At 72.9% G+C, this 12,826-nt stretch carries 12 protein-coding genes; 8 read left to right on the top strand and 4 right to left on the bottom strand.

Annotated elements, in window-relative coordinates; all coding sequences use genetic code 11:
* Positions 1–38: 38 nt before the first annotated feature.
* Positions 39–659: a nicotinamide mononucleotide transporter family protein gene (locus JOD54_RS14405; protein WP_204451023.1), complete on the bottom strand. Its 621-nt coding sequence runs from the start codon at positions 657–659 to the stop codon at positions 39–41.
* Between the two features lie 513 nt (positions 660–1,172).
* Between JOD54_RS14405 and JOD54_RS14400 the strand changes: the two genes are divergently transcribed.
* Both JOD54_RS14400 and JOD54_RS14395 read left to right on the top strand, forming a co-directional pair.
* The gene (locus JOD54_RS14400) at positions 1,173–1,670 is read left to right on the top strand and encodes an RNA polymerase sigma factor (protein WP_204456275.1); all 498 of its coding nucleotides are present in this window, start codon (positions 1,173–1,175) and stop codon (positions 1,668–1,670) included.
* On the top strand, positions 1,663–2,664 hold the full coding sequence (locus JOD54_RS14395) for a hypothetical protein (protein ID WP_204451022.1): 1,002 nt from the start codon (positions 1,663–1,665) through the stop codon (positions 2,662–2,664). The genes JOD54_RS14400 and JOD54_RS14395 overlap by 8 nt, the downstream gene beginning before the upstream one ends.
* On the opposite strand, the gene JOD54_RS14390 is transcribed toward JOD54_RS14395, so the two are convergent.
* On the bottom strand, positions 2,665–3,609 hold the full coding sequence (locus JOD54_RS14390) for a hypothetical protein (protein WP_204451021.1): 945 nt from the start codon (positions 3,607–3,609) through the stop codon (positions 2,665–2,667).
* Positions 3,610–3,678: 69 nt separating this feature from the next.
* Here JOD54_RS14390 and JOD54_RS14385 point away from each other — a divergent pair, with 69 nt between their 5' ends.
* From JOD54_RS14385 to JOD54_RS14360, 6 genes are all read left to right on the top strand, one after another.
* Complete coding sequence (locus JOD54_RS14385) at positions 3,679–4,866, top strand: PucR family transcriptional regulator (protein ID WP_204451020.1); 1,188 nt, start codon at positions 3,679–3,681, stop codon at positions 4,864–4,866.
* 206 nt (positions 4,867–5,072) lie between these two features.
* Positions 5,073–6,002: an ACP S-malonyltransferase gene (locus tag JOD54_RS14380; RefSeq protein WP_204451019.1), complete on the top strand. Its 930-nt coding sequence runs from the start codon at positions 5,073–5,075 to the stop codon at positions 6,000–6,002.
* Positions 5,999–6,973, top strand: coding sequence for a beta-ketoacyl-ACP synthase III (locus tag JOD54_RS14375; protein WP_204451018.1), 975 nt, complete (start codon positions 5,999–6,001; stop codon positions 6,971–6,973). Before JOD54_RS14380 ends, JOD54_RS14375 begins: the two co-directional genes overlap by 4 nt.
* 70 nt (positions 6,974–7,043) lie before the next feature.
* A complete protein-coding gene (locus tag JOD54_RS14370) occupies positions 7,044–7,295 on the top strand; it encodes an acyl carrier protein (RefSeq protein ID WP_204451017.1) in 252 nt (83 codons plus the stop codon).
* Between the two features lie 88 nt (positions 7,296–7,383).
* The gene (locus tag JOD54_RS14365; protein WP_204451016.1) at positions 7,384–8,631 is read left to right on the top strand and encodes a beta-ketoacyl-[acyl-carrier-protein] synthase family protein; all 1,248 of its coding nucleotides are present in this window, start codon (positions 7,384–7,386) and stop codon (positions 8,629–8,631) included.
* Between the two features lie 28 nt (positions 8,632–8,659).
* The gene (locus JOD54_RS14360) at positions 8,660–10,102 is read left to right on the top strand and encodes an acyl-CoA carboxylase subunit beta (RefSeq protein ID WP_204451015.1); all 1,443 of its coding nucleotides are present in this window, start codon (positions 8,660–8,662) and stop codon (positions 10,100–10,102) included.
* Positions 10,103–10,646: 544 nt separating this feature from the next.
* Here JOD54_RS14360 and JOD54_RS14355 read toward each other — a convergent pair.
* Positions 10,647–11,246 carry a hypothetical protein gene (locus JOD54_RS14355; RefSeq protein ID WP_204451014.1) on the bottom strand — a complete coding sequence of 200 codons (600 nt, stop codon included), beginning with the start codon at positions 11,244–11,246 and terminating at the stop codon, positions 10,647–10,649.
* Positions 11,247–11,282: 36 nt separating this feature from the next.
* Positions 11,283–12,527 carry a hypothetical protein gene (locus tag JOD54_RS14350; protein WP_204451013.1) on the bottom strand — a complete coding sequence of 415 codons (1,245 nt, stop codon included), beginning with the start codon at positions 12,525–12,527 and terminating at the stop codon, positions 11,283–11,285.
* Positions 12,528–12,826: the final 299 nt, after the last annotated feature.

Here is a 12,826-nt window from a genome sequence, read left to right as displayed (position 1 = left end):
GGGCCCCCGCGATCGCGCGGCGGCCCGGCCGGTGGCGTTCAGACGGTCGCCGGGACCTGGCGCCGCGCGGAGCGGTACCAGGAGATCCAGCCGTGGACCACCAAGGCCGCGAAAACGGTGTAGACGACGGCGCTGAACCAGAGCCCGCCGTGCAGCTGCAGCGGGATGCCGATGGCGTCCACCACCAGCCAGACCAACCAGAACTCGACCAGCCCCCACGCCTGCATCGCGAAGGCGAGGACGGTCCCGACGAAAATCGCCGCATCCGGCCACGGCGCCCAAGAGGCGTCCAGCGCGTCGAGGAGCAACGCGAAACCGGCGGTACCCGCGACGAAAACCGCCGCCGTGGCCACCAACTCGGCGGGCCTGGCGCGGCGAACCGCCACACCGAACACCGGGTCGCGGTGACGGGCCCACGCCCACCAGCCGTACACCGCGATCACCCCCACCACGACCTGCCGGACCGCCAACCCGCCCAGGTGCGCCGACACGTACACCGTGAACAGCAGCACCACCGAAGCCAACTGCACCGGCCACGTCCACAACGTCCGCCGCCGCGCCAAGAACACCACCGCCAACGCGAACGCCTGGCCGAACAACTCCGCCAACGCGATCCGCTGGCCGAACACCGAGACCGAGGTCTCCAGCAGAACCCCCACCACGCCCCCTCACCCCGAGACCGGACACCCAACCCGAACACCCAGCAGAACCCCCTTGTTCCCGCGGCGAAATGCCACGAAAGAGGGAACTCCCCCGCCTCGTCTGGCACCCGCCCCCAGCGCGCTCCATAGTGGAACTACCGGTGGGGACCGGGGAGATGGGCCGCCCGGCATCGAGCGCACCGACATGCCGGGCGGCCCGCCCGATTGCCTTTGCGTGTTCGCGGAACACGCTCAGGGGATCGGGCGTTTTTTGTATCTGGGGGGCGACCCCCCAGGCCCCCACGGTGCGGTACGCGCCGGAACCAGCGGGGTTCGCTCGACCTTCGCCCACGGTGCGGTGGGCGCGGAGGCCGGGGAGCGGTGGAGTTCGCGGAGCTTGCGTAGCGGACGGAACCGTGGACGGGCTGGGGCGGTCGGGAGCATGCCTTCGCACTGGACCAGTGGGGTCACGGTTGGGTTACGGGGGGCAACTGGGTGGGTGGGGTGGGGGGTAGAGGGGGTGTGGATGAGATGGGGCGGGCGCCGGAGGGGGCTGAGGGGTTTGCGGAGTGGGTGGGGCCGCATGTGGGGGTGATCGCTCGGGTGGTGGGGCGGGTGGGGGCTGGGTGGGGGCTGGGGGTGAGTGATCGGGATGACGTGGTGCAGGAGGTGTTGGCGCGGGCCTGGGTGAAGAGGCGGCAGTTTGATCCGGGGCGGGGGTCTCCGCGGGTGTGGTTGTTGGCGATCGCCGCCGATCAAGTGCGGAAGTTCGCGGGGAGGCGGAGGAGAGAGCACCTCCAGCCAGCAGGAGTTGTTGAGGCCGAACCAACGGCGGAGCGGGTGGATTTGGGGCGGGCGTTGTTGGGGTTGACGGAGCGGCAGCGGTTGGCGGTGGATTGCTTTTACTACGCGGATTTGAGCATCGCGGAGACGGCGGTGGTCATGGGGTGTGGGGAGGGGACGGTGAAGTCGACGTTGTCCGATGCGCGGGCGAAGCTTCGGGTGCGGTTGGAGGTGTCTCATGACTGATCCGGTGGATGAGCTGTTGCGGGCGGATGGGCAGCGGTGGCGGGCGGCTCAGCCTGAGCCGCCGGAGCCGGATGTGCGGCGGTGGCGGACGGGGAAGAGGCAGTTCCACTTGGCGGCGGCTGCGGCGGCGGTTGTGGTGATCAGCGTGGGGGCGGTGGTGATGTGGCCGAAGAACGAGCAGGCCACCCCTGCGCATCGGGTGGAGGATCTGTCGGCCGTGGCGATCCCGACGATCACCTGGGTGCCCGGCCGGACACTGGAGCTGGCGTTGACGGGGGAGGGCGCGACGGTTCAGGCGACCGGGACGGTGCGGGAATCGGCGGGGCAGCGGCTGTTGTGCCCACCCGCGCCGACCATCGGCGAAGGGTGTCCGATGGGGGTTCGGTTCACGGGGGTGGATGTCGCGGTTGGCACCGAAGTGACCCTCAAGGGCACGTGGAGCGGTGGAGCTCTGCACGACGCCAAACTGGACACGCCAATCCCACGCCGCGGCGAGCTCAAGGAACTGCCGATGGAGTGCGTACCGCCGCCGGGGGGCTGGCAGCCGGGGAACGCGGATACCAACGCGCTGCACGAGTACGTCTACGCCCACCCCGAGCGGTTCCACCCGCCCAAGGTCGACTACCCCAACGGCCCGCTGGTCACGCCGACCGGCGACGCGGGCACCCGCCCGCCGGAGGTGCTCGTGGTCGGGGTCGTCACCGGCGACGCGCGGGCCGAGCTGCGGGAACTGCGGGCTCGCTACACCGGGAACCTGTGCGTCATGTCCACCCCGGGCTGGAGCACCGTCGTCGACTACACCAAAGCCGAGGCGGAGTCCCGGTCGCCCGCGCTCACCGGTCTGATGCGGGACCCGGCCAACGGGATCTTCTCGATCAGCTCCACCAGCGAGGTCGTCGTGGACGTGGTGCAGCTGACCGCCGACCTGAACAGCAAGATCAACGCGGCGTCCCCGGGCCCCGTGTACGTCCGGACCTGGCTGGTGGCCGCGTGATCAGGCCGGGCGCAGCCAGGGGTTGAAGTGGATCAGGGCCATCGGGAGGGCGGCGAAGTCGGCCACCAGGTCGGGGGTGAGCATGACCAGGTCGACGGTGAGTTTGTCGGCGGCGCTGGTGGCGTAGACGCCGTACTTGGGGTCGCGGAGGAAGGGCTCGATGGCCTTCTCGGTGGCGGCGCGGACGTGCTCCTGGTCGGCGATGGAGAGCCCGTCACCGGCGGGGACGACGCAGAGGTTGCCGGTGTAGCGGGCCTCCAGCGCCTTGCGGGCCTCGGCGACGTCGCCGTGCACGACCTCCACGACCATGACCCTGGCCTGGGTCAGCATGTCCTCGGTGGGGGCGTTGCCCGAGGGGAAACCGTTGGGCCAGGCCACCCACGGCTGGCGGAAGTCCTCCGGGTGTTCCTCGACGACGTAGCGGTGCAGTTCTTTGCTGTCGACGTCGCGGTAGGGCTGCCAGCCGCCCGCGGGTGGCTGGCAGGGGACGGCGGGGGCGGGCGGCGAGGCGTCCGGCGGGGCGGGTTCCTGCCGGATCACCTCGAAGGTGCCCGCCCGCCACTTCCCGCGCAGCGTCACCTCGTCGGGTAGGTCCCCGGTGAGCCCGGCGATCGGGACGCCGAACACGCAGCCGGTCGGGTCCATCCCGGTCGTCGGCGCGGGAGCGCAGAACCGGGCGGGCTTGCCCGCTTCCGCGAGCACGCGACCGGTGGCCACCACCTCGTCACCGTCGTGGACCACAGGCATTGCCTCTGGCGGCTGAGAGCTCGTTGGCGGCGGTCGTTCGCCTATAGACACCTGGCCGACGGTGGTCTCGGGTGCGGCTTCCGCGGCACAGGACGTCAGTGCGCCGACGGCCGCGACCAGGCCGACAGCGGCGAGCAACCAGCCCTTGTCCCCCACCGGGCACCTCCAGATGACCTGCACGTAGCCGGTACGGCTCAAGTCTGGCCGTGGTGGCCCCGGCGGGCAAGGCGGTGTCACGTGCGAGAGTTGGGGGATGGGAGTGGTGGGATGAGTTCGGCGTCGGAAGGGCTGTCCTCGGCGACGCTGGCGGCGGTGGAGCGGGCCTCCGGCAAGCTCGCCGCCGCGGCGGTGGCCGCCATGGACGAGCAGTTCGCCTGGTTCGGCCGGATGCCCGCCGACCAGCGCGCGTCGGTGCTGCTGGTCGCGCAGAACGGCGTCGCCGGGTTCACCGCGTGGCTGCGCGACCCGAGGGAGGCGCTGCGGCTGACCACCGACACCTTCCGGGGCGCGCCGCGGGACCTGTCGCGCTGGATAAGCCTCCGGCAAACGGTGGAGATGGTCCGCGTGTCGCTGCAGGTCTTCGAGGACCTCGTGCCCGACCTGGCCGCCGACGACCCCGAGCGGGCGGTGCTCTCGGAGGCGGTGCTGCGCTACGGCCGCGAGGTCGCCTTCGCCTCGGCCATGTCCTACGCCTCGGCCGCCGAGGCCCGCGGCGCCTGGGACGCGCGGCTGGAGGCGCTGGTCGTGGACGGGATCGTGCGCGGCGACGCCGAGGAGTCGCTGCTGTCGCGGGCCGCGGCGCTGGGCTGGGACCCGGCGGCGGAGGCGACCGTGCTGGTCGGCAACCCGCCCTCGGACGACCCGCCGACGGTGCTCTACGAGGTGCGCAGCCGGGCGGCGCGGGCCGGGCGGCCGGTGCTGCTGGGCGTGCAGGGCTCGCGGCTGGTGGTGGTGCTGGCCGGACCGGCCGAGGACACCGTCGACCAGGAGGTGCTGGCCAAGATGGCGGCCGCGTTCGGCGACGGCGCCGTGGTCGCCGGGCCGACCGTGTCCAGCATCGCCGAGGCGCACCGCAGCTCGTCGGACGCGCTGTCGGGCCTGCGCGCGGTGGTCGCCTGGCCGGAGGCGCCCCGGCCGGTCCGCTCGACCGACCTGCTGCCGGAGCGGGCGCTGGCCGGTGACCCGGAGGCCGAGTGGCAGCTCATCGACCGGGTGGCGCGGCCGCTGGAGGAGGCGGGCGGGGCGCTGCAGGAGACCGTCGAGGCGTACCTGGCGACCGGCGGGGTGCTGGAGACCTGCGCCAGGCAGCTGTTCGTGCACCCGAACACCGTCCGGTACCGGCTGCGCAAGGCGACCGAGCTGACCGGGCGCAACGCGGGCGACCCGAGGGACGCGCTGGTGCTGCGCGTGGCGCTGGCCGTCGGGCGGCTCTCCCGCTCCCGCGGTCTCTGGTAGCCGGATCGCCGCAGGTCGGGCCGCTTGCGCCGACCGCGGCGCTAACAGCGGGCAACGGCCCGGTGTCGGACACGACAACTGACAACGAATCGCCACTGCGGGTGGTAATAGCGTCGTCACATTTGGAGGGTCCCCACAAAGTCGCTGCCACGACTTGGTGACTGACGACATCCACCCCGGCGGCCGTCTCGGTGTTGGCTGGACAGGTGATCGCACTCCTCGCGCCCGGCCAGGGTTCCCAGGCCCCCGGCATGCTGACGTCCTGGCTCGAGCTGCCCGGCGCCGCCGAGCGGCTCGGCGCCTGGTCCGAGATCGCCGGGCTCGACCTGGCCAGGCTGGGCACCACCGCCGAGGCCGACGAGATCAAGGACACCGCGATCACCCAGCCGCTGATCGTGGCCGCCACGCTGCTGGCGCACGCGGAGCTGGCGGCCAGGGTCGAGGTCCCGTCGGACGCGCTGATCGCGGGCCACTCCATCGGCGAGTTCGCCGCGGCGGCCATCGCCGGGGTGCTCACCGAGGAGGACGCCATCGCGCTCGCCGCCGTGCGCGGCCGGGAGATGGCCGCGGCCTGCGAACTGGAGCCGACCGGCATGGCCGCCCTGGTGCGCGGCACCGAGGAGGGCATCCTGGCCCGGCTCGACGAGCTCGGCCTGGTCGCCGCCAACCGCAACGGCGCTGGTCAGATCGTGGCCGCGGGCAGCAAGGACGCCCTGGCGAAGCTGGCCGCCGAGCCGCCGGAGGGGGCCAAGGCGATCACGCTGAAGGTCGCGGGCGCCTTCCACACGCACTACATGGCCCCGGCGCAGGACGCGCTGCGGACGCACGCGGCGAAGCTGGCCGCCCCGGCCGACGCGACCCGCACCCTGCTGTCCAACGCCGACGGCGCGGTGGTCGCCGACGGCACCGAGGTGCTCGACCGGCTGGTGGCGCAGGTGACCAGCCCGGTGCGGTGGGACCGGTGCATGGCGACGATGGCCGAGCGCGGCGTGACCGCGATCGTGGAGTTCCCGCCCGCCGGTGCCCTGGTCGGGTTGGCCAAGCGCGAGCTGAAGGGGGTGCCGGTCGTGGCGCTCAAGACACCGGACGACCTGGCCGCCGTGGCCGAGCTGATCACCGCAGGGGGTGCCGCGTGACCCGGTTGCGCCTCGCCGAGACCGCCAAGGCCACCAGGATCCTCGGGGTCGGCTCGTTCCAGCCGGAGCGCATCGTCACCAACGACGAGCTCTCCCAGCACATCGACACCAGCGACGAGTGGATCCGCGAGCGGGTCGGCATCGCCGAGCGCCGGTTCGCCAACCCGGACCAGAAGCTGGTCGACATGGCCGTCACCGCCGGGTCCAAGGCGCTGGCCGACGCCGGGCTGTCGCCGTCGGACGTGGACACGGTGATCCTGGCCAACTGCACCATGCCCACGCCCATCCCCAACGGCGCCGCCCAGGTCGCCGACCGGATCGGGGTCAAGGCCGCTGGCGCGTTCGACCTCAACGCCGCCTGCGCGGGCTTCTGCTACGCGCTGGGCACCGCGTCGGACCTGGTGCGCGCCGGGTCGGCGAAGCGGGCGCTGGTGATCGGCGCGGAGAAGCTCACCGACTGGGTCGACCCGACCGACCGGGCCAACGCGATCATCTTCGCCGACGGCGCCGGTGCCGCGGTGGTCGGACCGGCCGAGGAAGCGGGCATCGGCCCGGTGGTCTGGGGCAGCGCGGGCGACCTGGTCGACATGATCCACATGCGCGACGACCGGTGGGTCTTCCAGGAGGGCCAGTCGGTGTTCCGCTGGGCCACCACCAAGATCGCGCCGATCGCGCTGCGCGCCCTGGAGGCGGCGGGCGTGAGCCCCGAGCAGGTCGACGTGCTGATCCCGCACCAGGCGAACCTGCGCATCGTCGAGTCCATCGCCAAGAAGCTGCGCGCCAACGGCGCGCGCGAGGACATGGTCGTCGCCGACGACATCGTGTACTCCGGCAACACCTCCTCGGCCTCGATCCCGATGGCCATGGACCACATGCGCGCGGCGGGGCGGATCAAGCCGGGCGACCTCGCCCTGCTGGTCGGCTTCGGCGCGGGCCTGTCCTACGCCGGACAGGTCGTCATCTGCCCCTGAGCGGGGCACCAGCTCTCCCCGCCGGGTGCGGTACCCGGTGGGTCGGACAGCAGTAGGAAGGACACCAGGCATGGCGGAGAAGTTCACCGAGGAGCAGATCCTCGAGGGCCTCGGCGAGATCGTCGAAGAGGTGGCCGGTGTCGCGCCGGACGACGTGACCGCGGACAAGTCCTTCGTCGACGACCTGGACATCGACTCGCTGTCGATGGTCGAGATCGCCGTGCAGGCCGAGGACCGCTTCGGCGTCAAGATCCCCGACGACGAGCTGGCCAACCTCAAGACGGTCGGCGACGCGGTCAACTACGTCGCGAAGAACGTCTGAGACCCGTTCCACCCCCGGCTCCACCCGCTCCTCCCCCCGTGCCTGCCGCGAGGCAGGCGATCCACCACCCCGCTCGCGAAGGAAACCCATGAGCAACGTCGATGTCGTCGTCACCGGGCTCGGTGCGACCACGCCGCTCGGCGGTGACGTCTCGTCCACCTGGGATGCCCTGCTGGCTGGCCGGAACGGCATCCGGACCAACACGGCGGAGTGGGTCGAGCGCTACGACCTGCCCGCCAGGCTGGCCGCGACGCTGGCCGTCGAGCCGACCGAGATCCTGCCGAGGGTGCAGGCCCGCAGGCTCGACCGCTGCGAGCAGATCGCGGTGATCGCGGCCAGGGAGGCCTGGGCGGACGCCGGGTTCGCCATCCCCACCGACGAGCACGAGTCGGTGGACCCGGACCGGCTCGCGGTCAGCATCGGCACCGGCATCGGCGGCCCGGTGACCCTGCTCGACCAGGACGACATCCTGGAGGCGCAGGGCCTGCGCAAGGTCTCGCCGCTGACGGTGCCGATGCTGATGCCCAACGGCCCCGCCGCGCACGTCGGCATCGAGATGCGGGCCAGGGCCGGTGTGCACACCGTCGCCTCGGCCTGCGCCTCCGGCGCGGAGGGCATCGCCAACGCCTGGCAGATGATCCAGAACGGCCGGGCCGACGTGGTGATCGCGGGTGGGGCCGAGGCCTGCATCCACCCGATCACCGTGGCGGGCTTCTGCCAGTCGCGGACGCTGAGCACCCGCAACGACGAGCCGGAGCGCGCCTCGCGGCCCTTCGACGTCGACCGGGACGGGTTCGTGCTCGGCGAGGGCGCCGGTGTGGTGGTGCTCGAGCGCGCCGACCACGCCGCTGCCCGCGGCGCGCGGGTGTACGCCAAGGTCTCCGGCTACGGCATGACCTCCGACGCCCACCACATCACCGGCAACCACCCCGACGGCATCGGCCAGATCGCGGCCATGACCAACGCGGTGCGCCTGGCCGGGCTCTCCCCCGCCGACATCGGCCACGTCAACGCGCACGCCACCTCCACGGTGGTCGGCGACGTCGGCGAGGCGGCCGCGATCCGCAAGGCGCTCGGCGAGCACGTCGTGGTCACCGCGCCGAAGGCGTCCTTCGGCCACCTGGTCGGCGGCGCGGGCGCGGTGGAGAGCATCGTGACGCTGCTGTCGATCTACTACGGCACCATCCCGGCGACCAGGAACCTGGAGCGGATCGACGCCAAGGTCGGTCTGGACGTGGTCACCGGCGAACCGCGCAAGGTCGAACTGACCGCGGCGATCAACAACTCGTTCGGCTTCGGCGGCCACAACGTCGCCGTGCTGTTCACCGCGGCTTGAGCCGACCCCACCCGCTGAGGAGCTTGAGATGACCGCACTGGCCACCCGCCAGCCCGGATCGGACGGCAAGCGCGAGCTCGACCCGCGCGAGCCCGAGGTCCGCCTCGCCCAACTGCTCGACCCGGACTCGATCGCCCCGCTGCGCCCGGCCGACTCCAGCGGCGTCTACGCCGTGCGCGGCCGTATCGACGGGGTGCGCGTGATCGCCTACTGCACCGACGCCACCAAGATGGGTGGTGCGATGGGTTCGGAGGGCTGCGGGCACATCGTGGAGGCCATCGACACCGCGCTGCGCGAGCGGTGCCCGGTGATCGGCGTGTGGCACTGCGGTGGCGCGCGGCTGGCCGAGGGCGTGGAGTCGCTGGACGCGGTCGGCAACGTCTTCGCCGCGATGATCCGCGCGTCCGGGCGGGTCCCGCAGATCAGCGTCGTGGTCGGCCCGGCGGCCGGTGGCGCCGCCTACGGGCCCGCGCTGACCGACATCGTGATCATGTCGCCGCAGGGCCGGGTGTTCGTCACCGGCCCGGACGTGGTCCGCAGCGTCACCGGCGAGCAGATCGACCAGGAGGGCCTCGGCGGCGCGGAGGCGCACGGCCGCAAGTCCGGTGTGGTGCACGTGCTGGCCACCGACGAGCCCGACGCCTACGTGCGGGCGCGCCGGATCACCAGCCTGTTCGCCAAGCCCGGCCTGTTCGACCTGCACGCGGTGCGCGACCAGCAGCCGCTGCGGGACCTGCTGCCCGAGCAGCCCAACCGCGCCTACGACGTCAAGCCGCTGCTGCGCGGGATCCTCGACAGCGACGAGCAGGGCGTCACCGAGTTCGAGGAGCTGCAGGCCCGCTGGGCGCCCAACATCGTGGTCGGCCTCGGCCGCCTCGGTGGCCGCACGGTCGGCGTGATCGCCAACAACCCGCTGCGCAAGGGCGGCTGCCTGGACTCGCTGTCGGCGGAGAAGGCGGCCCGCTTCGTGCGCATGTGCGACAGCTTCGGCGTCCCCCTGCTCGTCGTCGTCGACGTCCCCGGCTACCTCCCCGGCGTCGGCCAGGAATGGGACGGCGTGGTCCGCCGCGGCGCCAAGCTCCTGCACGCCTTCGCCGAGGCCGTGGTGCCGCGCGTGACCCTCGTCACCCGCAAGTCCTACGGCGGCGCGTACATCGCGATGAACTCCCGCTCGCTCGGCGCGACCGCGGTCTTCGCCTGGCCCGGGGCCGAGGTGGCCGTGATGGGCGCCAAGGCGGCCGTGGGCATCCTGCACCGCAAGAAACTGGCCGCCGCGCCCGAGGAGGAGCGGGAGGCCCTGCACACCAGGCTGACCGCCGAACACGAGCGCATCGCCGGTGGCGTGGAGCGCGCCATGGCGATCGGTGTGGTGGACGAGGTCATCGACCCGTCCGACACCCGCCGCAAGCTGGCAGAGGCCCTGGCCGCCGCACCCGCTGGACGGGGCGCGCACGGCAACATCCCGCTGTAGGCCTTGTCGCTGAAGCCCCCACCCGGGTTGCCGGGTGGGGGCTTCAGCGGTTTCAGGGGAGATGCGCGGGCTGACCGTCGAGCGGCTGCCGCAACCTGGCCGCCACCCCGCCGGACAGGCGCGCACAGCGACATCCCGCTGCAGGTCTCGTCGCCGAAGCCCCCCACCCGGATCACCGCGGGGAGACTCCGTCGGTCTCCGAGAGACGCGTCGACTGTCGGGCGAGCCGATCGCCGGTGGCATGGAGCGGGCCAAGGCGATCGGCCGCCGCAAGCTGGCCGCCGCACCCGCTGGATGGGGCGCCGCCGGTCTCAGGGGGGCGTGGACTCGCCAGACAGCACGCGCGCATCGCCGGTGGCATCGGCAGGCCACGACCGTCGGCGTGGTGGGCGAGGCCCATCGACCCCTCCCGAGCTGGCCGAGGTGCCAGCCGCTGCCCTCGCCAAGCGGCGCGCGCACGGCAACATCCCGCTATAGGTCTTTGTCGCTGAAGCCCCCACCCGGGTTGCCGGGTGGGGGCTTCAGCGGTTTCAGGTGTTCGCGGTCAGCAGCGGTCGTGTTGGGGGGAGGCGCCGGTGGGGCCCGCGTCGATGCGCCACTCGCCCTCGACCTCGGTGACGGCGAAGATCACGTTCCAGCGGATGCACTCGGCGGGCAGTTCCAGCGGGGCGTCGACCGGGTCCTGCTTGCTCACGAAGGTCAGCAGGATCCTGGCGTTGCCGACCGGGCCGGTTTCGATGCGGTAGACGACGATGCTGCCGTCCTGGGTGGTGCGGTAGGCGGCGCGCCAGCTGTCTTCCGGCATGTCCTTGACCCTGGCCTCGGTGACCGTGGTCTTCCACCTGGCGTAGTTCTTGCCGTTGATGGCGTCGAAGTAGGTCTGCAGCAGTTGGCGGACGGTCTCGTACAGCGGGTGGCCGGTGGCGTCCTGGGTGGCCCGCACGTCGCGCGGGCCGGGTTGGGCGCTGGGGGGCAGGGAGCTGTTCACGCTGGGCAGGATCGGCGCGGCGGCCGAGGACTTGTCGACCGCGGCGGTGGCGTAGAGCTCCCTGGCGACCATGGCCGCCGCCGCGGCGACGACCACGGCGATGAGGATGACCGGGAGCAGCCAGCGCTGGCGCTCCTGCTCGGGGGCCGGGTGCACGCCGACAGGGTGCCACACCGGCCTGCCCGGCGGTGCTCAGCCGGACAGGGTGATGCGCATCGCCCGCGCGGCGATCTCCCGCAGGACCGGGTCGTCGGCGGCGGTGGGCTGGTCGAGCCACACGACCTGGACGAGCTTGACGCTGTTGCCCTCGCTGCCCGCCGCCTTGAGCGCGCTCGGGAACGGCGGGGTGCGGCCGTCCGGCCAGGCGCCGTCGTCGTCGAGCACGGTCCCGGCGCCGGGGCGTTGCAGCACCGAGCGCAGTTCGGCGGCGGAGCTGCTGCCGGTGAACCGCAGGACGCCGATGAGCACGGCGGCGCGCCTGCCGGTGGTGGTGGCTTCGAACCGGCCGCGGATCAGGCGGGCGCAGCCGTTGCGTTCCAGCCAGGCCTTCACCTCGCCGTCGGTGTGCGCGGCGCAGTCGGTGCTGGAGGTGGTGCCCCGGCCCGCGAACGCCACGGCGTCCGGTGCCGCGGTCCCGGTGTCGCCCGGCTGGCGGGTGGGGGTGTCGTCGGCGCTGACGGCCACGGCGATGCCCACGACCAGCAGCAGGGCCACGACGACAACGGCGGCGACCGGCCACAGCCGGGGGCGGCGCCGCGGTGGCGGCGGTGGGGTGGGGCGGCCGGGGATGAGCGGCAGGATGGTGGTCCGCTCGGCACCGGCCTCGGCGGACAGGCCGTCGGGGAACCCCTCGGCGAGCAGGTCCTCGTCGGTCAGGGTGGTGCCGGGGTGCAGCACGGCGAGCACGCGGCGGAGTTCGTCGATGGGGCACGGCCGGCTGTGGCCTGCCAGGTCCTTGGCGACGGCGAGCAGCGTCATCGGCTCCGGGTGCAGGATCCGCACACCGCGCTGCAGGTCCACCGCGGGCTGGTCCACCCGGGACACGTACGGGCCGACGGCGACCACGGTGCCCACCGGCAGCGGCCGGGGCTGCTTGTCGCGGACGAGGGCGGCCACGGCGGCGGTCGCGCCCAGGGCGTTGGCCGCCGGGTTCACCGGCCCGTCCGGTCGGGCGATCGGCCAGCCGTCGACCCGCCAGCGGTCCTCGAGCGGCGCTTCCAGGCGCATCGCCGGGTCGGGCAGGTCGACGCCGATGACCACCAGGACGCCCCTGGGCAGCAGGACCACCGCCTCAACGGCGGAGCCGAACCCGGGGACGCGCACGCCGAGCAGGGCGACCCCGCCCGCGACGTCGTCCCCCCTGCCCCAGGAGGTCAGCGCGGCCCGCACGTCCCTGCCCACCTCGGACGTCGTCTCCCCGACGCGGACCAAGCGCACGGGCGTCACCTCCGGCTGCGTGTCGGTGGGATTCCCACCATGGCATGACACGCTAGCGGGGGCATCACACGACCGGGTGGCGAGATGGCGCCACGCACCCGAGGACGGGCCCGCGCTCACCGGGCCGGGGTAGCCCGGTCGCGGGAAAGATCACGATTCTTGGCGACTTGGCGCAACGCGGCCCCGCCCCGCGCGTCCAGTGGAGAAGATCAACCGGGGGTCGTGGGCGGGAATCGACCACCCCCCGGTTCGTCGCGCGCTCAGATAAAGGGCGGAATTGCTGGGACTCGCGGTGTTTT

This window comes from Actinokineospora baliensis, from assembly GCF_016907695.1.
GTDB lineage: Bacteria > Actinomycetota > Actinomycetes > Mycobacteriales > Pseudonocardiaceae > Actinokineospora > Actinokineospora baliensis.
The sequence above is the reverse complement of the archived record's forward strand: the minus strand, read 5'-3'. Positions and strand labels throughout refer to the sequence as shown.

Coding starts and splice junctions, on each gene's coding strand:
- JOD54_RS14370 (WP_204451017.1), top strand. CDS start 7,044: ATGGCGGAGAAGTTCACCGAGGAGCAGATCCTCGAGGGCCTCGGCGAG.
- JOD54_RS14385 (WP_204451020.1), top strand. CDS start 3,679: ATGAGTTCGGCGTCGGAAGGGCTGTCCTCGGCGACGCTGGCGGCGGTG.
- JOD54_RS14365 (WP_204451016.1), top strand. CDS start 7,384: ATGAGCAACGTCGATGTCGTCGTCACCGGGCTCGGTGCGACCACGCCG.
- JOD54_RS14395 (WP_204451022.1), top strand. CDS start 1,663: ATGACTGATCCGGTGGATGAGCTGTTGCGGGCGGATGGGCAGCGGTGG.
- JOD54_RS14360 (WP_204451015.1), top strand. CDS start 8,660: ATGACCGCACTGGCCACCCGCCAGCCCGGATCGGACGGCAAGCGCGAG.
- JOD54_RS14400 (WP_204456275.1), top strand. CDS start 1,173: ATGGGGCGGGCGCCGGAGGGGGCTGAGGGGTTTGCGGAGTGGGTGGGG.